Raw genomic sequence first — 20852 nt, 5'->3', positions numbered from 1 at the left:
TTCTAAGATGTGCGGGCAATGAAATCTGCCCCGGCTTCGCGGATGCATTCCACAAAGGCGCGCGCCGAGCGTGACAGAGGTGTGGATTTTACTGTCAGCAAATATAAATCCACGGGCACATTGGGCGAGAGGGGGCGGCACTGTACCTTGCTTTGGTCTGAAGTCGCCGCAGTAAACGGGTCAATCACGGCGGCGCCGGCACCGAGTTCCACCAGGGTACGGGCCAGCAGGTAGGTTTGCACCACTGTGTATGACGTGAAACTCAATCCCTGTTCTTCACAGGCGTCCATGACGCGACTGACCAGGTGGTCATCCAGATCGAGTGCGATCAGGTTCTTGGGCAGGTCTGCAACTGGCAGGGCGGTATTATCCAGTTGCCTTGCCCAACTGCCTATAGGGGCGATGGCCGTCATGCTGCCGCGTATCAACGGTTCTGATGCAATATTGGGATGGCATGGGTCATACAGCGACAAGGCGAAATCCACATCACCAAGCAGCAGGGCGTTGACGATCTCGCTGGTGTGATGGGTAGCCAGCGTGCAGTGTACGTTACCAAATTTTTTGCGCCAGGCAGCCAGGGCAGTTGGCACCACGGTAATTGACAGTGTCGGTGTAGAGGCCAGGCGCACTGCTTCATCAGGATGATTTTTCAGGTTGCTGGCCAGTCTGCGTACCGATTGCAGGTCGCGGTTGAGCTTGTCGACTTCGGCAAACAGCTTGTGCGCTTCCGGCGTGGGATGCAGTTTGCCCTTGATACGCTCAAACAGTTTCAGACCCAGTTGTATTTCGCAATGCTGCAAAACCTTGGTGGCGGCCGGCTGGGAAATATTCAATAGCTGGGCCGCACCACTGATGGTGCCAGCCTGCATGATGGCGTGAAAGACTTCTATGTGGCGCAAACGCATGGTGACTTTCCAAAGAGCAAAACTAGCTGATTGTAACGCCTAGACGTGGCTGCTGTCAGAATGTCTGCGCAGGGCCAGACGCAGGTCGTCACCACATTGGCTCAGTAACTGTTCTGCATCGGTGACACTGATCTTGTTGAGTATGGCGAGTATGGCAGTCTTGACGTGGAAATCACATTCTTCCAGGATGCGACGACAATAAGTTTCATCACGTCCGGTAGCATGCATGGTCAGGCTGACTGTACGTCGCAACAGTTTGACATTGGTTGGTTTCACATCAACCATCAGATTGCCGTATACTTTGTGCAGTCTCACCATCAGGGCGCTGGAAAAACTGTTCAGGGCGACTTTTTGTGAAGTACCGGCTTTCAGACGTGTGCTGCCTGAGATGACCTCGCTGCCGGTATCAAGGGTGATACCTATCTCTGCCTGCAAAGTCACAGGTGCGCCAGGATTGTTGGCGAAGCCTATAGTCAGTGCACCTGCTTCGCGTGCTGCCTGCAAAGCTCCCAGTACGTAAGGAGTGGCGCCAGATGCGGCAATCAGGATAACGACATCATGACTGTTTAATGCCAGTTCATGGATTTCTTTGTCACCCTGTCCGGCATCGTCTTCCGCACCTTCGACAGCAACAAACATGGCCTGTCTTCCTCCGGCCAGCAAGGCCAGTGCGCGTTCATTGGGCCAGGAGAAGGTAGGCAGTAATTCCACGCCGTCAAGCACACCGAGGCGGCCAGATGTGCCTGCGCCGACGTAGACCAGACGGCCTCCGGCCAGAATGCGCGGTGCAGCAGCATCAACGGCCGCAGCAATCTGGCTGGCAGCCTGTCTGACAGCCCTGACTGCATTGAACTGGTCGTCAATGAGTACTTCGAGCAACTGTTCAGTCGGGTATAAATCCAGGCCAGTATGTGTAGTGCTTGGCGCTTCCGTATTCAACATGCTTGCTTATCCTCATCCATCCTTATCCTTTGAATACCTTATTCCCTGAGAGGAGGCTATACAAATGAAAGCTCATGTTCTTCCCATAACTTCAGGTAATGCCTGCGTCAGCAGGTTTGATTTGCCGGGGTTTCCAGAACAGCTTATGCTGCTTGCTGGCTAATACACAGATAAATAATGCAAATTCTTCGTCACGCGGGATGGATACTGCTGGTCAGCCTGCTCCTGACTGCATGTCAATGGAGCTGGCTGAGGCCAGCTGATACCCGCCATCAATTAATCATCTCTGTCGCGAACCAGAACATGCGTCTGTTCGAAGACGGCAGGCAAGTGGCCAGCTATACCATTTCCACGGCAAAGCGCGGTATTGGCGATATGCCCGACAGTTATATGACACCAGGCGGGCGCATGGAAATCGCCGAAAAGATAGGTGCAGGCATGCCGCTGGGCATGGTGTTCAAGGACCGTCTGCCTACGGGCGAAGTTGTGGCGGCAGATGCGCCGGGACGTGACCCTGTGGTCACCCGCATACTCTGGCTGCGTGGTACGGAAGAACGCAATCGTAATGCCTATCAGCGCTATATCTATATCCACGGCACACCACAGGAAAGTCTGCTGGGTACGCCAGCGAGCTATGGCTGTATACGCATGCGCTCATCTGACATTGCAGAACTGTTTGAGCGGGTCGGGATTGGCGCCGTGGTTGATGTTGTCGATGAGGCTGATGCTGATGCCGCCTCTCGGCAGCAATGAGATTCCAGACTTGGCCGCGTCCGACTATCAGAAATAACTTTCAGTATTTACAATTTAATGACAATTTGAGTACACTTTTGGACTGATTGCACAGAGAGCCAGGGGTATGATAACCAGGTGCTTGTTTTTATTCTGACAATTCAAAAGAAAGCTCAAAATGCGTCCTACATTAATATGCTCATGCCTGTTGCTTGCCCTCGTGTCTGCCTGTGGTGGTTCTGGCGGTTCAACAGCGGCTGCGATCTCTGACACCAATCAACCCCAGGCTATCGGCACAGCCAAATCCACGCTGGCACGCAATGTTGCTCCGCAAGCAAGCGACGCCGACCTGGCTTCGGCAGTGGCCGGAAATACCGAGTTCGCCCTCAAAGTCCTACCTTCGCTTGATGCACAGGGCGACAGCAACCTGGTGTATTCACCCTATAGCCTGACACTGGCGCTGGAAATGGCAGCTGCCGGCGCCAAGGGTGACACGCTCAGCGGCATGGAAAAAGCACTGTCTTTTCAATTGCAGCAAAGTCGTTTGCAGACTGCGCTGAACCGCCTTGATTTATTGCTGGCGGGTAAGACTTCGACGGCCGCGAAACCCAATGCGCAATTACCTAACCTGAACATTGCCAACGCCCTGTGGGCGCAACAGGGATATAGCCTGCAAGGCAGTTATCTCGATGCACTTGGCGTGAATTTTGGTGCTGCTGTGAACCTGCTCGATTTTGTCAAGGCTGCCGAACCTTCCCGTCTGACCATCAATAACTGGGTAGCTGACCAGACCCAGCAAAAAATCAAGGATTTGCTGCCCGCCAATTCGGTCTCCAATATGACTCGTGTCGTGCTGACAAATGCGATCTGGTTCAAGTCAGACTGGGCTTTGCCATTTACCAAGGAAGGTACGAAGAACCAGGACTTCACTGACCGCAAGGGCAGTGTAAAAAATGTCCCCTTCATGAACCAGACAGCGAATTTCCCTTATGTGCAGGGTAAAGGCTATCAGGCAGTTGAACTGCCTTATATGGACAACAAGCTGGCGATGCTGGTTGTCGTGCCTGATGCTGGCAAGTTTGACAGTTTTGTTCAGGGTCTGAGCAGCAATACGCTCGCTGATATCACGACAGGTCTGAAAGATCAGTATCTGGCCCTGGGCATGCCCAAATTTAACTTCAGCGCCAGTCCGGACATGAATTCCACACTCACCAATCTGGGAATGGGGATTGCTTTTGATGCGGCCAGGGCAGATTTTTCCGGCTTGACAGGTAATCGCGACCTGTCGATTTCGGGTGTCTTGCACAAGGCATACATCAATGTAGACGAGAAAGGCACCGAGGCTGCTGCAGCGACTGGCGTTGTCATCGGTACTACCAGTATCAATGTGACCCAGCCGTTGAAGCTGACGCTGGACCGCCCCTTCCTGTTCATGATCAGGGACAGACAGACCGGTCTTGTCATCTTCATGGGCAAGCTGATGAATCCTGCTGCGAGCTGATCCGTCTTCAGTTGTGGCTGTGAATGAAAAATCCCCCGATTGTCACATCGGGGGATTTTTTTGTGCTTGCGCCTTGTGCAGAGTTACCAGACTCAGTTACTTGAACTTGTAGTTCGCCAGCAAGGTAAATGACCGGCCACGCGGATCAGCGACACGTGGTTCCCACGAGCTGCCTGCGCCGGTATTGCTGTCATAAGTGATGGCAAATGGCGGATCGGTATTGAAAATGTTTTTCAGTCCGGCCGTCAGTGTCAGATTCTTGATGCCGCTGTAGGTCACACTCATGTTATAGATGGTATAGGCCTTGACAGTGGGATTGTAGTTGGACGGCATGACCAGACCGTTCTGTACGCCGGGCAAGACCTGGTCCTTGTAGCCATCGCGGTAGATCTGGGTGAATGTACCAGTCCAGTCGCCCTGGGTATAGGTGACATAGGCTGTGTGCTTCCACTTCAGACCCAGGTCACCGGTGAAGGTGAAACGGCCAACCTCACTCTCGCCATACGGGGCGTTTGCCATAGGGCGGGATTTTTTCTCCAGCAGGTAAGAGCCATCAAGGCCTGCAGTCCATTTGCCGTTAAGGATCGCACCATTGGCCTTGGCACCGACTTCCACGCCCCTTGTGATGCTGGAACCGGCATTGACCCAGCGTTGATCGATGAAGACCAGGGCGCCTGTGCTGTCACGCAAGAACTGTGCTTTGAACAATTCATAGTTTTGCAGCATGGTGGTCAGGTCTATGGATGTGATGGAATTTTCCTTGCGGATTTCCCAGATGTCTGCGTTGACACTGAAGTTGGCGCTTGGCGCCCAGACCACGCCTACTGTACCCTGTTTGGCTGTTTCCGGCCCCAGCGTGGTTTTGCCGCCGGTCAGGATATTCGGTGTGATAGAGGCGCAACCAGGTTTGCTGCTGTCAACTTTTAAAGTTGGGCAGGTAGCCGGATCGGCCAGGTCTTTACCGGCATAAGGCGAATCGGTGATGCCGTTAAACAACTGGTTGAATGACGGTGCGCGGAAGCCTGTGTTATACGAGCCACGGAATAGCAGAGTCTCTGTCGGTGTGTAACGGAAGCTCAGTTTGGGATTGAAGGTACTGCCGAAGCCTGAATAGTGGTCCTGGCGACCGGCAACGGTGACCTCCAGGGATTTGAGTACCGGCACCAGGACTTCCGCATACACGGCCCGTATGTCACGGCTGACCTTGGACAACGCATTGCTGTCATCGAAAGGTGCATTCAAGATGGCCGGGCGGGCGCTGGCTGCCCTGGCATCGCCATTGAATGCATACTCTTCCTTGCGTAGGTCGGTACCAACAGCTGCCATGACCGGGCCAGCAGGCAATTGCCAGATTTCGCCGGACAGTGCTGCATCAGCCTGTGTCAGTGTGGTCTTGCCGCCGTATAGCGTGACTCCTGCTGCTGAAGTACTGTTGATCAGGTCAAGCGCTGCCTGCGACTGTTTTTCACCGGGTTTCAGGAAGGGATTGATGATGCCCGTACCCAGTGCGTTTGCCAGTGCTACGGTGTAGTTATAGCCTGTGCCTAATTTGGATTCGGACTGGCTGTAGGCGCGGGACAGGCCAACGCGGTAATCCCATTTGCCGATCTGACCATCCGCACCCAGTTGCAGGCGTGCTGCTTCTGTCTTGGTGGTGATTTCCCGGTTGCCGCATTCCATGCAGCGCCAGCGGTAGGCAATAGGCGCACCACGGTTGGCTTCTATGCTCGGGAAGACGGCGACGATGGCGTTGAATACATCGTTATAGGCAGAACCTGTGCTTGGGTAAAATGACGAAGCAGGGAAGTTGCTGCCAGGGGAAATCTGGTTGGGCGAAAAACGTTTTGCCACCTCGACCTGGGAGCCGACCGCTTCGGCAAACAACTGGTGTGAGCCCAGCTTGAAGGTGCCGCGTGCGACAAAATTGTCATTCTTGACTGGCTGTTGCAATACTGCCGCACGGCCAGTATCCCAGGCGCAGGCGTATTTGGACGATGCCACATCCCACAGCTTGGCATCATAGGCCGCCATGCCGTCGACAGCGCCGCAACCGGCCCCGCCTGGCAGGTTCAGTACATTGATGGCATTCATGACCTGGGTAGTGCCAGGGAATACGGGGCCGTTATTGCTCTTGTTGCTGAGTATGGTATTGGCCAACGAAGTGGCAAATACGGTCGCCACCGGTGTACCGCGCGTATCTACCGACAAACCACGGTTGGGCTGGAAGGTATTGACGAAATCACGCTGATCGCCCCGCAAGGCGTCGTTTTCGCTATGGGTGGCTGTCAGCAGGACATTGTAGTTATCCGTTTCAAGGTCACCAAAACCACCGACGACAGACACGCGCTTGATATTGCCGCCACCCTGCTGGGTCACATCGGTAAAAGCCTGCGCTTCCAGCCCATTGTAATTCTTGCGCAGGATGAAGTTGATAACGCCGCCTATTGCATCCGTACCGTAGATGGCTGAGGCGCCGTCTTTGAGAACTTCGATTCTTTCGACAGCAGCCATGGGGATGGAATTCAGGTCAACTGCCGAGCCTTTCATGCCATGAGTGGCGACACGGCGACCATTGAGTAAGACCAGGGTACTGTCTGCCCCCTGGCCGCGCAGATTGGCAGACGAAGCGCCATTGTTGCCGCGCTGGGCACCTGATGTGACGTCGGCATTGCTGGCCAGGTTGTCTGAACCATTGCCATTGATATTGAGGTTGGCAATGAATTGTTCGGCAGTGACGATGCCGGAAGCTTCAAGCTGCTTGCGGGTAATGACTTCAATAGGCAAGGCGCCTTCGCTGGCGATACGTTTGATGCTGCTGCCGGTAATCTCAACTCTTTGCGGGGGGGCATCGGATTTTTCCTGCGCCTGCACCCATGAGCTGCCGGCAGAAATACCAATCAGGGCGATGCACCTGGCTATAGTCTTTAACTTCACTGCTTTCTCCTTGGGGTCGAATGACATTAATTTCTTAAAGAATTTCCAACAATCTCAAGTCGCCTTTGAGTATTGCCTGAATATCGATATAAATATTTTCTAGGTATGCGTTCCAGACTAGGGTTACACGGTGGCGGGTGACAAATGAAAATTTCAGGGCAGGCGATAACCAAAAGATATGGCGTCTGTTGGTCAGGGCTGGATAGCCAGCGGCGGCGCAGATTTCATGTCCAGTCATGGTGGTGCGATAAAAAAATGTGCGGAAACAGGGTGCTTCCGCGCATCCAAAAAACCACACTTTTGCATGTTTGCAGCAGGCTGACTTTCAGTGTGCTTAAGGCAAACTATAACTGCTGCGCAGACTTTCTTGCCCGGTACGACTGATGGTTGAGACGGTGACCTGCTTGATAGCGCCAAATTGCGGGTCATCTGCCAGGTCTATCGTCATGTTCTGCGCCGGCAGGACCGAGAACAGCCATTGCTGCCCGGTGCGCTTCCAGATTGCCAGCAAACGGGCGTTGCTGGTGCCGATGCCAGGGACTGGCTCGGGCAATTGCAGACGCAATGACTTCTTGTCGGCGCTGGCTTCCAGCACAGGGCTGCCGGGCAAGCTGGCGTCGAGCCAGGGACTGGCCGGTATCAGGGCTTGCGAGGTATATTTCTCTGTGCTTAAGCGTTTGCGTATGTCTTTGCGGTTCTGGTTCAGTGCCGCCATACTGAAGTGCAGGTGGCCATTACCGCCTTTTTCACGCATGGCGTCAACCTGGTTCAGTATTTCATCGGTTGGCCAGGACTTGTCGCTACTGTCTATGCGGCTGGTGTACAGACCGGGCCAGACATGCTTGTTCTGGCTGTTCTGCGCCAGCCAATAGTCAAGCAAGACCTTGAAGGCTTGTGGCCCCTGATTGATGGGCCAGTATAGTTGCGGCGCCAGATAATCAAGCCAGCCTTGCGCCAGCCATAATTCAACATCGGCATACAGCTTGTCGTACTGGCTGAAGCCAGCTATGCCAGGCGGCAGACGGTCAGGCCGGCCTATGCCGAAGGGGCTGATGCCAAACTTGATCCAGGGTTTCTCCTGGTGCACGCGCAAATGTATCGCTTCAACCAGGTGGTTGACATTGCTGCGCCGCCAGTCAGCTCTGTTCAGACTGCCACCGGCCTGCAGGTAGGCTATCCAGGACGGATCATCGGGGAAATCAATTTCTGTACTGTTGCCGTTCTTGACTGGATATGGGTAGAAATAGTCATCAATGTGTATGCCATCGACATCATAGCGCCGGGCGACATCGCCAATGACGTTCAGGGTTTGTTGTATGGCGATGGGCTCACCCGGGTCCATCCATTGCAGGTCGCCATAGGTTTTCACTACCTGGGGAAACTGTTTGCTGATGTGGTTGCTGGCCATCACCGTTTTTGACTGTGCAGTGCGGGCGCGATAGGGATTGAACCAGGCGTGCAGTTCCAGTCCGCGTGCATGAGCCTGCTCTACCCAGAATTGCAGGGGATCGTAATAAGGTGAGGGCGGACGGCCTTGTTCGCCGGTCAGGAACTCTGACCACGGTTCTATGCTGGACGGGTAAATCGCATCGGCAGCCGGACGTACCTGCAGTACGATGGCATTGAGTTTCAGGCTGACGGCGTTGTCGAGTATGTTCAGTATTTCAGCCTTTTGTTTGTCGCTGCTCAGGTCGCGGCGTGAAGGCCAGTCTATGTTTGCCACCGTTGAGACCCAGGCCGCGCGAAATTCACGCGGCAGCGGTGGTGCTTCGCGGGCCAGTACAGGGTAATTGACCGGTGCATTTTGCGGCACATTGCCAAGATTGGTTTTGCCAGACTTGACGACAGGTGGAGGGGCGGGTGTTGAACAGGCCAGCAGGATGGCGCAACTGATAGTCATCAATACACCAGACCGGGCACGTCTTTGGCTGGTTTTCAGGTTGGTCATGGACAAGTACAATTGTTGAAACGAAAACATGCGTAAACAGATGATGTGCTAAAGACCTGAGATGCTACTGCATTACACTTTGACAAACCAGCGTTTCTTCCACATACCCCAGGCGATCAGCAGCATGAGCAGGTTGAACAGCACGGCAAATAGCAATGACGCGTTGACCGGGCTGAGCGGCAAAGCCTTGATCGGTGCATAGATGATGGCATGCAGGCTGGGCTTGCTACCATCCTTCTGGTTGATGTGTATAAAGCCCAGCATCTTGGCTATCAGACCGGACAGGGTGAATAAAAACAGGGCGTTCATGCCATACATGATGAACGGGTGGCAAAATTTCGCCATGTTCGCCTTCAGGTTTGTAGAGGGACTGGCGTCAAAAAACCAGTAAAAACAGGCAAAGACCAGCAATGCCCAGCCTGTCATAAAGACCGCAAACGATGGTGTCCACAGGCTCTTGTTGATTGGCATGAGCACCGCGTCGCCGACCTGACCCAGGGCCAGGCAAACCAGACCAGTGATCAGTAGACAGACGGTTTTTGTGGCTGCATCGCGCTGTATGGTCAGCCAGCGTCCGGCCAGCATGCCAAAGATGACACTGGCTACAGCAGGCAGGCTGCTGAGCAGGCCTTCCGGGTCCCAGGTTTTCGCGCGTTGCCACAAATGCCCATCGAGCATCAGTCGGTCAATGTAAGCGCCAGCGTCACGCCCTGGTTCCAGTGCGGCGGTGACCCAGACGCCATTGCTGTCGGGTACCGCTATACAAAGCATGGTGATTGTGTACAGTCCCATCAGTACGAATGCCCACAGCAATTGCGCACGCCATTCGCAGTAAATCGCCAGTGGCGCGGCGATTGCCGTGCAGAGCGCAATACGTTGCAGAACGCCAGGTATGCGCACATGCTGGAAATCAAAACCGGGTAAGAGATTGAGCGCCAGCCCTATCAGGAAGATCCACAGGGCACGTTTCATGGTCTGCCACAATAATTGTTGCCGGGCATAACCAGCCAGTATTTTCTGATGCAGAGACAAATGCAGGGAAACACCGACGATAAACAGGAAGAAGGGAAAGATGCAGTCAGTGAAAGTCCAACCCGACCAGCTTGCATGTTCCAGAGGGCCATACAGATGCGACCAGTCGCCAGGGTTGTTGACCAAAAACATGCTGGCTATGGTGAAACCGCGAAATGCATCAAGTGACAGCAATCTGGCATTGTTGCTCATCATGTCATTCGTTTTGTCTGGTCGAAAAAAAGTATCTGTTTAAAAGGAAGCGACAGGCTAAAAAAAGGGCGCAGTCCAGAAACATGCGCCCTTGAAATCTCAATCGTCTGGGGGAGTCTTGAGTTATCCATCAAGTCCTGAAGGATAGTCATCATGATAGGCAACAATACCAGTTTACTGCGATTGACTTTTTATGTGCCACTTATAAGCCTGGGTTATCCGTTTGTTTGCAACCATCGAGTTTGTTTCTTTGCATCATCATTCTATGACGGAACTTTAATAGAAATATTTTCCAGCCGGAAATTATCAATCTTTACTTTGTGAGCCTGTCTTGGCTGTGATTAAATTGTCTATAAATAATGTACTTGCCGTGACGACATATTGTAATATGAACATGCTCGGGATCGCATCTGGCCAAACCTTAAAATTGATCGAAGAATGTAATGATGAATACCAGTGACAAAGATACACAGGCCTCTGGCGAAATCCGGGGCAGACTCGAAGCCAGACGTCAGGCAGCCTTGGACATGCTGGAAAAAACCGGCATCATGCATAGCAACTATGCACCTCCTTATCTGCGTCTTTGCTGGCGCCTGGGGCTGGATGTATCGCCGCCACATTTTGCCCCGTTCTGGAAAAACACCCTGTATTCCGGTCTGTTTTATGCACTGGGGTGGGGAATATTGATGTACTTCTTTATCTGGCATAAACTGAATATGTTGCCAGGCACCATGTTGGGGGCGGCGTTGAGCGCCGGTTTCTTTTTTGGACTGGCGCTGGCCAGCTATTATGCCTATGGCAAGCGCAAGCATGGTTTGCCGTCATGGCAAGACTTCATGACTGATGACGCGGGGAAGGCTTGAGCATGACGCGTTTGACACAGATGACAAACAGGCTATTGCTGGCCTGCAGTCTTGGCTTGCCAATCCTGGTAATGGCCCAAACCACCAAACCCTCCCCTGCTGTATCGGCATCACCTGTGCAACAGGCTTTCATGAAAGCAGAATTGAACAGGCTGACTGATCAGTTCAGCGATGGTCTGGCTGCGCCATTTGATGGCAATCCTGCAGTTATCCTGTATGGGCAGCTTTTTGACGATCATCAACATGATGCCGTGGTTTTTTTTAATCTCGAGGGTTTTGGTGGCGGCAACCATCATGCTGAGTACATGGCGGTTTATGCCCAGCGTGAGCAGATGGAATTGGCAGGCAAGACAGCCAAACCTTATCAGTTGATTGCCGTCAGCAAGCTGGGTGAGCGGGGCTGGCGCGTATTTGATTTCGAGACAGCACGTATAGAAGGGCGGACTATCAGTATCAAGGGTAAGGAAGCCGGTCCCCGGGATGCATTGTGTTGCGCATCCGTCCCTATCACAAGGATATTTCGCATTGATGAATTTGACCATGTCGTGGAAACAAAAACAGGACCAGGCAAACGCGAAACTTCAACACGCAAGGCCAGGGCCGGGTAAGTTCACGCGTCATTGCAATTAATTCGTTTCCCTTGACAGAATTAACAACATAGTACTTGTGGTGGCAATTGGATTGCAGGATACTTGTCCCGGGGGCGGTTTCATCAGTGGAGCGATAATCAGCCCCAGGCATCTCAAACACATTGTCGTGTTGCGCGCACCCTGGTCACAGTAATACAGCAGCTTGATTCAATAGAAAAAGTTTTTCGATAGCCCTTATCGACATGATCAGTGGAGGCAGTTTAGCCTTTGCATAAAACTTGATATAGCACGATTCCGTTACTGGGAAATCTTAGTATGAGATCATTGAAGAGCAAGTATTCCAGACCTTGTTTTACTGTCAGTCTGTTATTGGCACTGACATGTGGGTTCGGTCAACCGGTGTCAGCGCAAGATACTGACAGTGTGATCGGCAGATTTGAGGTCAGTCGCTATGACGTCAAAGGCAATGATTTACTTCCGGCAACTGTGATCAATGAGTTGCTGACCCCCTATACCGGGAAAAATCGTAGCTTTGCCGATGTGCAAAAAGCGCTGGAAACGCTGGAAAAAGCTTATCACCAGAAAGGCTACGGCCTGGTGCAAGTGGTCTTGCCAGAGCAGGAACTTAATCAGGGTGTTGTCAAATTCGTCGTTGTGCAGGCGCGTATAGGCAGTATCAGCGTCAAGGGCAACAAGAATTTTGACAGCGATAATGTACGCCGCAGCCTGCCGCAATTGCGTGAAGGCGATACGCCGAACATCAAGGTGCTGTCGAACAGCCTCAAGCTGGCCAATGAAAATCCGGCCAAGAAAACCAATTTGCAGTTTGAAACCGCCAGTAAGGAAGGTGAGGTCAATGCTGTCCTGAATGTGGTGGATAACAAACCCTGGGCTGTCGGCGCCAACCTCGACAATGCTGGCGACAGCAATACGGGTAAATCGCACCTCGGTTTATTGTTCCAGCATGCAAACATCAGCGGTAACGATGATGTGCTGAGCCTGCAATATACGACTACCCTGCAAAAGCCCAGCAAATACAGTGTGCTTGGCGTCGGCTATCATTTGCCTGTCTATGCGCGCGGTGATTCTGTCGATGTCTATGCGAGCTACTCGAATGTCGATTCCGGCTCAGTGGCCGCCGGTATTTTTGACCTGGCAGTCAGTGGTCGTGGCTCGGTGTTTGGTACCCGTTATAACTACAGTCTTGGCCGCAGCGAAGATTTTGATTCCCGCCTTAGCCTGGGTCTGGATTACAAGGCTTTCAAGAATAATGTGGCCCTGCAGGGCATACAACTGGGCAATGATGTGACTGTGCATCCGCTCAGCCTGACCTATTCCGGCAATGTGAGCTCAACCACTGGCGAAACCAGTTTTTACCTGACTGCCGTGCACAATATCCCCGGTGGAGAAAAAGGCAAGACCGAAGATTTTCTGAAGGTACGCAGCGGCGCCAAAGCAGGGTACAGCATACTCCGTTATGGTGCTGGCTATAGCAGGGTATTGCCGGCCGCCTGGCAGCTGAAGTTGACCTTGAGCGGACAATATACCAGTGACAGTCTGGTGCCCGGTGAGCAATTCGGCGCCGGTGGTGCCAGCAGTGTACGCGGCTTTACCGAACGTGCACTGGCAAATGATTATGGCACCCTGTTCAGCGGTGAGATTTATACACCAAATCTGTGTGCAGGTTTCACATCCAGTTTTACACAGTGCCAGTTGCTGGGTTTTTATGATATGGCTCACGTTTCACGTAACAAAGCCTTGCCCGGTGAGCAGGCTTCAGCTTCGATTGCCAGTGTGGGTATAGGCTTTCGCCTGGCGATGTCGAGGATGATGTCCTTGCAGATGGATTATGGCAAAGGCTTGCGTTCACCGGATGAATTGAGTAAAGACGACAGGCGCCTGCATGTCAGGCTTGGCGTCAACTACTGATCGATGAGGAAGAGCATGAGGAAAGAAATCAATCTGTTCGCCCACACTGAATCTGCATTGTGCCCGAACCTGAAACCTGGCTTGTTATCACGCCTAATCCCCATGACGCCCAGGTTGTTACCTGTGCTGCTGGCCAGCTGTTTTGTGTTGTCTGGGGCGATGGCCAATCCGGTTGGCCCGCAGGTCGTTAATGGCAAGGTGATATTCAACAAGAATGGCAACCTGTTCACGATCACCAATACACCGGGCGCCATCATCAACTGGCAGGATTTTTCCATCGACAGCGGTGAGATAACGCGCTTCATACAAGAGAATGCAAACAGTGCGGTGCTTAATCGTGTCACTGGACAGAATCCGTCCCAGATACTGGGCGCCCTGCAATCGAATGGCCGGGTGTTTCTGATCAATCCCAATGGGGTGCTGTTTGGAAAAGGAGCGCAGGTTGATGTCAATGGCCTGACTGTATCCAGCCTGGGCATGAGCGATGCCGACTTCAAGGCCGGCAAGCTGAATTTTGAAGCGGGTGCACAAGCTGGCAAGGTGACAAACCAGGGCGCCATCACGACGAATGCCGGTGGCCATGTTTATCTGATTGCACCTGATGTAGAAAACAACGGCATCATCACTTCGCCAAATGGTGAGGTATTGCTGGCGGCCGGGCGCTCGGTCAAACTGGTTGACTCTGCCAATCCCGATGTGCATGTGGTTGTCAGTGCCGACAATAACCAGATTGTCAACCTGGGGCAGGTGATATCGCAAGGAGGCAGAATCGGTATTTATGGCGCACTGATCAGCCAGCGTGGTCTGGTCAGTGCTGATAGCGCTGTTGTTGGCGCAAATGGAAAAATTTACTTCAAGGCCAGCCAGGATACAATACTTGACAGCGGCAGCCGCACCTCGGCGACTTCGGCAGGCAAGGGCGGTGACATCCAGATACTCGGGCAGCGTGTAGCACTGGCCGGTAATGCCGAGGTGGATGCCAGCGGCAATACGGGCGGTGGTCAGGTACTGCTAGGCGGCGACTATCACGGCGACAACCCTGGTGTGATGAATGCCAAACGTGCCTTTGTGGCGATTGATGCGAAAATCAGTGCTGACGCCTTGTCCGCAGGAGATGGTGGCAAGGTCATCGTCTGGTCGGATGAGTTGACACGGGTAAATGGCAGTATTTCTGCACGCGGCGGTGTACAGGGGGGCAATGGCGGCTTTGTCGAAACCTCCGGTAAGCAGACTCTGGATTTTCATGCCAAAGTAAATGTCAGTTCTCCGCGCGGCAAGAACGGTACTCTATTACTTGACCCTGCATCAATCACCATCGCTGGCGGCACTGGTGATGGTGCTTCAGATGGTACCAGTACCTTCCAGGGATCAGCGATAGGCACGATCAATTTTGCTGATGGCAGTCCAACGACCGTATACCAGTCTGAGCTTCAGGGACTGACGCCAGGTACTAACATCATCCTGGAAGCAAGCAATTATATTGACACCAGTGGCACCTTCTTTGGCAGTGTGATCAATCTTCCTGCCAATTCAAACCTCACGCTGCGAACCCGCAATGCTTCTACTGATATCAGTGCCACACGGGGCATCAATCTGACGGGAGCTGACCCCAATCTTGAATTCAAGACTGCCGGTACCGGCAGCATCAGCCTGCAGGCCGGGTCAGCCGTGTCGCCGCAGGCCGCCGATATTTCGGTTGCGAAGCTGACCACAAATGGCGGGACGATCAGTTTGAACTCCAGCGGTAATACTACAACCAAAACTCTGTTGACGACACCAGGGACGACTGGGGCTGGCGGCAACATTACTATTAATAGTAGTGGTTTTGTCAGTCTCGGTTCTGGTGGTGTCGATGCACGCGGCAACTCTGCGGCGAATGCGAATGTCACGATCACTGCGGGTACTGACGTAACCCAGCTCAACGGAACAATTATTTATGCCAACGACCTGAAGCTGATTGCCGCCACTGGTCTGCATGGTACCAATCCCACCGACAATATGGTAGTCAAGGCGGCAAAAGTGAATGCCTTGAATACCGGTAGTGGCGATATTCGCATTACCAGTAGCGGCGCCAATCTTGTCGTTGGTGACGTCGGTGCTACCGGTTACGGCATTAAACAACAGACCGCAGGCCAGGCGATATACTTGAGTTCACCGACAACTTTTGCCGTTGAACTCAATGCACCCGTTATTACCAATAACGGGCTGATTTCAGTGAATGGTGCAGGCGGCATCAATCAGTTTGCAGGCGGTAATATTGTCAGCACGGGCGGTACGGTCAGCCTGTCCGCCTCTGATGCTGATGCCCTGACCAGTACAGCGTCTGGTGCACAGATCAACAGTTCTGGCGCAAATGTTTCCCTACAGTCTGACAAGATGGATTTGCTTGGTAATGTCAATGCGGGCTCAGGTTCTGTGATATTGCAGCCGAATGCAGGGGGGAGCAGCATACACTTGGCGACAGTGGCGACCAATCTGACAGCCAGCACACTGGAATTATCTGCTGCTGAATTGAACCGCATTACGGCGACGCGCTTGAAGATAGGTTCAATGGCTGGCGGCGCCATAGATATCAAAGGTGCCATGGGTTCCGGTTCTGGTGGGGCTCTGCAGAATATCAATACTTCACTGACCCTGAATTCTGGCAATACCATCACGCAGCAAGCAGGGGCCACCATAGATGGTGCCAGTGCCGTGCAGGCGCGAGGTTACAGTGTCAGCCTGACTGAAGCAAACTTCATTGGTGTCATCTCCGGCTCCGCCAGCACAGGCAGTTTCTTTTATCGTTCAAGCAATCCTATTAATATTTCTACGGTTGATGGATACAGCGGCATCAATGCGCCATCAAGTGTCAAGCTCATATCTGATTCCGTATCCGGTATCAGTCAGGCCGCAAGCAACCCAATCACGACAGGTGGTCTGGCCTTGCAGACCAAGGGGGCGGTCAATCTGGCTAATACGGGCAACAGTTTCAGTTCGCTGGCCGCTGACCTCAATCCTTCCGGTCTCGGTACCGGCAGTCTGAATATTTATAGTTCGGGCAATCTCAATATCTCAAATCTCGCTGCTATCACTGGTATTACGACCAATAACCAGTCGGTGACGGTCAGTTCTGGTACTGGCACGCTGACGGTCTCTGACAATGTCAATGCAGGTACCGGCAAGGTGGGCTTCATTGCCGACCAGCTTTCGCTGGGCGGACCGGGCGGTGTCACTGCGGGAGATGTTGGCATACGCCCATTTACCTCTGGGCGGGCTATTACGATAGGCTCAGGTACCTGTACTTCTTCACCTTGCCTCAGTGTGACCAATCTGTACAAGGTCAGTGCAGCCAATATTGCGATAGGCAGCGGAGATGCGGGCAATGCATCCGGCCCCATATCTGTAGTTGGCATCACGGATACCAATACCAGTGCAATTACTGATATCAAGCATCTGACAACAACACGCATAGGTTTGTTGACAGGTAGTGATATTACGCAGGTCAACCCTATCACGGTGCAGGATCTGGGTATCGTTGCCGGTAGCAGCGTTACCCTCAATGGTACGAACATGATCAGCAATCTGGCTGCCAAAACTAATGCTGGTCTGAGTCTGGTAAATGGTCAGGGTATCAATGTCACGACTTTGAGCGGAGGTAATGGTTCCAGTACCTATAGCCTCTCTGGTATTGCTACTGCAGGTAACTTGTACCTGACTGCCAATAGCGGCAATATCGCTCTGGGGGCCAATGTCAATTCCGGCACGGCTACCACTACCCTGTCAGCACCCAATGGGGCCATCAGCCAGTCCGGCGGCAGCGTGCTGAGCGGTGGGGCGCTTGATGCAACAGCCAGCGGCGGCATAGGCAACGGAACTGGTCTTAAAACCGCTGTGCCTGTGTTGCTGGCCAATAATACAGGTTCAAATACAGATATCAATATCAAGAACACCGGTGCGTTGAATATCCGCAATGTGCAGCAAAGCAGTGCCGGCAGTACGGGTAACATACTGATCGATAATACCGGCGCCATTACCCTCGACAGTACTGATTCAGTGCGCAGCAAGGCTGGCAACATCAGTCTGGTCGCACATAGCCCGTTGACGGTGAATGGTACGGTTGCCAGCGCAAACGGCGGCAATATCACACTGGAAGCTGGCGCAACTGGCAGTACTGCTGACAAGCTGACGATAAGCTCTACCGGTGTGGTAAATACCACGGGTAATATACTGCTCAAGGCAGGGGACTCAATTGTCATTGCCAACCCCAGCTCGGTAGGGACTGGCCCTGTAACCAAGCAAGAGTTCCTGAATGCTTCTGTCAGTTTGCCAACGCTGTCGCAATGTATTGCCAATCCGTCCCTGGCGGGCTGCAGTTCTGTATTGCCAAGCCTGGCGTCATGCATGTCCAATCCGGAACTGGCAGGTTGCAGCGTCGTCCTGCCCAGCATCGCTGCTTGCCAGGCTTCACCTACGTTGTCTGGTTGCAGTGTAGTGTTGCCCAGTCTGAGTGCCTGTTTAGCCAATCCTGGTCTTTTTAATTGTAGCTATGTCTTGCCCAGCGCATCTGCCTGCCAGGCTAACCCCAATCTGGCCGGTTGCAGTGCTGTCCTGCCCAGTTTGTCTTCATGCCTGGTCAATCCTGCCATACCTGGATGCAGCTCGGTATTGCCCAGCCTGAATTCCTGCATCAGCAATTCCAGCCAGGTCGGTTGCAGCGTGGTACTGCCTAGCCTGACACAATGTACCGCCAGCCCTTCTACGGCAGGCTGCAGCGTGGTCCTGCCGGCATTGGCAGCGTGCCTGGTTTCACCAAACATTGCCGGTTGCTCGGCAGTGTTGCCAAGTATTGCCACTTGCACGGCCACCCCGACATTGCCAGGTTGCAGCGCTGTCCTGCCCACACTGTCTGCCTGTATCAGCAATAGCAGTCTGGCTGGCTGTAGTGCTGTCCTGCCGACGCTGGCCGCATGTACTGCAACGCCAAGCCTGGCAGGTTGCAGTGCTGTTTTGCCGACATTGAGTGCCTGTATCAGTAACCCTTCACTGGCTGGTTGCAGCAGTGTCTTGCCAAGCCTAGCCGCTTGCCAGGCCAACCCAGCTTTGTCCGGTTGCAGCGCGGTCCTGCCCACATTAACTGCCTGTATAGCCAATCCTGCCCTGGTCGGTTGCAGCAGTGTACTGCCAACCCTGGCTGCATGTCAGGCTAACCCTAATCTGTCAGGCTGTAGTGTGGTTCTGCCGACTTTGGCAGCCTGTACTGCCAGTCCTAACCTGGCTGGTTGCAGCAGTGTGCTGCCTACCCTGGCTGCTTGCCAGGCCAACTCCAGTCTGCCGGGGTGTAGTGCGGTACTGCCAACACTGGCAAACTGTACGGCCAATCCTAATTTGCCAGGTTGCAGTTCCATCCTGCCTACACTTGCCGCCTGTGTTGCCAACCCTGGCCTGCCAGGCTGTACTGCAGTGTTGCCTGGTATAGCGACTTGCATAGCAACACCGACACTGGCTGGTTGCAGTGCAGTCTTGCCGACACTGACAGCCTGTACAGCGACACCCAACCTGCCAGGTTGCAATGTCGTGTTGCCAGGCCTGAGCAGTTGTATTGCCAATCCCGGATTGCCAGGTTGCAGTGTTGTCTTGCCTGGTCTGGCCACCTGTACTGCAGCGCCGACTACACCCGGATGCAGCGCAGTATTGCCAAGTCTGGCCAGTTGCACTGCCAACCCGGCACAGGCCGGATGTAATGTAGTCTTGCCGACTTTGGCAACATGTACGGCGACACCGTCCGCGGCAGGTTGCAGTGCAGTCCTGCCAGGCTTGACCGCCTGTGTGGCCAATCCTGCTTTGCCCGGATGCTCGGCTGTATTGCCTACTTTGGCCACCTGTATTGCTTCACCATTTGCAGCTGGCTGTAGCGCCATACTACCCAGCATCGCTACTTGTGTCGCCAGCCCTGCCACCCCTGGTTGCAGTGTAGTCTTACCTACGCTGGCCAGTTGCGCGGCCAATCCGGCCCTGAACGGATGCGCTGCCATCCTGCCTACGCAGGCACAGTGTGCAGCCAATCCTGGCCTGTTGGGTTGTACCCTGGTATTGCCTATAGGCGATCTGAGGACTGGCAATGTCTTGAACAATACGATCAATTTTGCCCTGAACAACTTCATCAGCTCCACGCTGTCGATGACGAATTCACTCAGCAATCCCGATCATTTCTTCGAGAGCGGAGCCAGTGATTCGGGCAGGGAAACCAGGTTTGAGCAAAAAAGCAGTTTTGCCGGCAGCAGGGACAACGGAGTATTAAAAAATGTCAGTGATAAAAAACTCTATTGCAATTAAGTTCGTCTTTCTTGTTGCCCTGTGCCTGAGCTGCGCGCTCGCCGCTGCTGCACAGGTTGCGGGAACAGTGACGCATCTGAGCGGACCGTTGATCGCCAAAAAAGCCGACGGTGCGGTCAAGGTATTGGCGCTGCAATCGAATGTAGAGCAGGGGGATACCCTGATTGCAGAAAAAGATACGTATGCCCGCATCAAGTTTGCCGACAATAGTGAAATTGTCTTGAGACCCAATAGCCAGATCAAGATAGACCAGTTTTCATTTGAAGAAGACAAACCCAATAACGACGGTTTCACCATGACCCTGATCAAGGGGGGCTTGCGTGCTGTCACCGGTTTGCTGGGCAAGCGCAATAAAGAACGTTTTGGCTTGAATACACCTACGGCGTCGATAGGCATACGTGGTACCACCTTCATCGCGGAATACGTGCCACCGGAAAACAGTCTGGCAGCCTACAACCTGGCGACGGTGGCGGCGCTGGATAAAGTCCCCGTCGCCAATAGCAGCATCCATACTGATGCCGGTACATCGATCGCACCGATACAGGCTCTGCAATTGGCTGCGGATGAAACCCCGGGGGCAGGGCAGGGGCGTGCGCCAGGTTTGTATGTACAGGTTCTTGATGGCACCATCTTCATGAAAAACAATGCCGGCCTGCTTGATGTCACCACGGGACAGTTTGGTTTTGCTATCAGCTTTAACCGGCCCCCCATCATTCTGCCGAACAATCCTGGCATGCAGTTTAATCCGCCAAGGGGTTTCCCGGTCAATGTCAGTCAGGACAATACCAATAGCGACAATAAGGCGGGCAGCCTGATTTGCGAGGTACGTTGATTGACAACTGGGGACAATTTAATTTGGATGACTCTGTGTTAAAACGAGCCTGCTGAATGTTTTCTTGCAGGGTATTTATTGTATGGATGGACCGGTTTCTATAGCTTGGTTTGGATAGCTTGTACGGCCATTCGTAT

12 protein-coding genes are annotated in these 20852 nt (G+C 53.2%); 7 read left to right on the top strand and 5 right to left on the bottom strand.

Translation table 11 applies throughout. The annotated features are described in order from the left end of the window. Window positions 1-2 precede the first annotated feature (2 nt). Window positions 3-905 (bottom strand): LysR family transcriptional regulator, encoded by a 903-nt coding sequence (locus LZ463_RS09395; RefSeq protein WP_241455366.1) that lies wholly within the window; start codon window positions 903-905, stop codon window positions 3-5. A gap of 39 nt (window positions 906-944) precedes the next feature. Further along, window positions 945-1847, bottom strand: a complete 903-nt coding sequence (locus LZ463_RS09390; protein WP_241455365.1) for an N-acetylmuramic acid 6-phosphate etherase — start codon at window positions 1845-1847, stop codon at window positions 945-947. A gap of 177 nt (window positions 1848-2024) precedes the next feature. On the opposite strand from LZ463_RS09390, the gene LZ463_RS09385 reads away from it, so the two are divergent. Beyond that, window positions 2025-2600, top strand: coding sequence for a L,D-transpeptidase (locus LZ463_RS09385; RefSeq protein WP_241455364.1), 576 nt, complete (start codon window positions 2025-2027; stop codon window positions 2598-2600). A gap of 157 nt (window positions 2601-2757) precedes the next feature. Beyond that, entirely contained in the window at window positions 2758-4080 is a 1323-nt protein-coding gene (locus LZ463_RS09380) for a serpin family protein (protein WP_241455363.1), read from the top strand. A gap of 96 nt (window positions 4081-4176) precedes the next feature. Here LZ463_RS09380 and LZ463_RS09375 read toward each other — a convergent pair whose 3' ends face one another. The 3 genes from LZ463_RS09375 to LZ463_RS09365 form a co-directional block, all read right to left on the bottom strand. Next, a complete protein-coding gene (locus tag LZ463_RS09375; protein WP_241455362.1) occupies window positions 4177-7014 on the bottom strand; it encodes a TonB-dependent receptor domain-containing protein in 2838 nt (945 codons plus the stop codon). 334 nt (window positions 7015-7348) lie between these two features. Then, window positions 7349-8962 (bottom strand): glycoside hydrolase family 10-like protein, encoded by a 1614-nt coding sequence (locus tag LZ463_RS09370; protein ID WP_241455361.1) that lies wholly within the window; start codon window positions 8960-8962, stop codon window positions 7349-7351. Window positions 8963-9034: 72 nt separating this feature from the next. Further along, window positions 9035-10189, bottom strand: a complete 1155-nt coding sequence (locus LZ463_RS09365; RefSeq protein WP_241455360.1) for an acyltransferase family protein — start codon at window positions 10187-10189, stop codon at window positions 9035-9037. 440 nt (window positions 10190-10629) lie between these two features. Here LZ463_RS09365 and LZ463_RS09360 point away from each other — a divergent pair, with 440 nt between their 5' ends. The 5 genes from LZ463_RS09360 (at window position 10630) to LZ463_RS09340 (ending at window position 20715) form a co-directional block, all read left to right on the top strand. Then, window positions 10630-11049: a DUF6404 family protein gene (locus LZ463_RS09360; RefSeq protein ID WP_241455359.1), complete on the top strand. Its 420-nt coding sequence runs from the start codon at window positions 10630-10632 to the stop codon at window positions 11047-11049. A 2-nt stretch (window positions 11050-11051) separates the two neighbouring features. Next, window positions 11052-11657 carry a hypothetical protein gene (locus LZ463_RS09355; RefSeq protein ID WP_241455358.1) on the top strand — a complete coding sequence of 202 codons (606 nt, stop codon included), beginning with the start codon at window positions 11052-11054 and terminating at the stop codon, window positions 11655-11657. 297 nt (window positions 11658-11954) lie between these two features. Beyond that, complete coding sequence (locus LZ463_RS09350) at window positions 11955-13568, top strand: ShlB/FhaC/HecB family hemolysin secretion/activation protein (RefSeq protein WP_241455357.1); 1614 nt, start codon at window positions 11955-11957, stop codon at window positions 13566-13568. Between the two features lie 15 nt (window positions 13569-13583). Beyond that, window positions 13584-19883 (top strand): beta strand repeat-containing protein, encoded by a 6300-nt coding sequence (locus LZ463_RS09345; RefSeq protein WP_241455356.1) that lies wholly within the window; start codon window positions 13584-13586, stop codon window positions 19881-19883. Continuing rightward, the gene (locus LZ463_RS09340; protein WP_241455355.1) at window positions 19852-20715 is read left to right on the top strand and encodes a FecR family protein; all 864 of its coding nucleotides are present in this window, start codon (window positions 19852-19854) and stop codon (window positions 20713-20715) included. Before LZ463_RS09345 ends, LZ463_RS09340 begins: the two co-directional genes overlap by 32 nt. Window positions 20716-20852 lie beyond the last annotated feature (137 nt).

Source organism: Undibacterium paludis (assembly GCF_022568815.1).
GTDB lineage: Bacteria > Pseudomonadota > Gammaproteobacteria > Burkholderiales > Burkholderiaceae_D > Undibacterium.
This window is presented reverse-complemented; position numbering and strand designations above follow the sequence as displayed.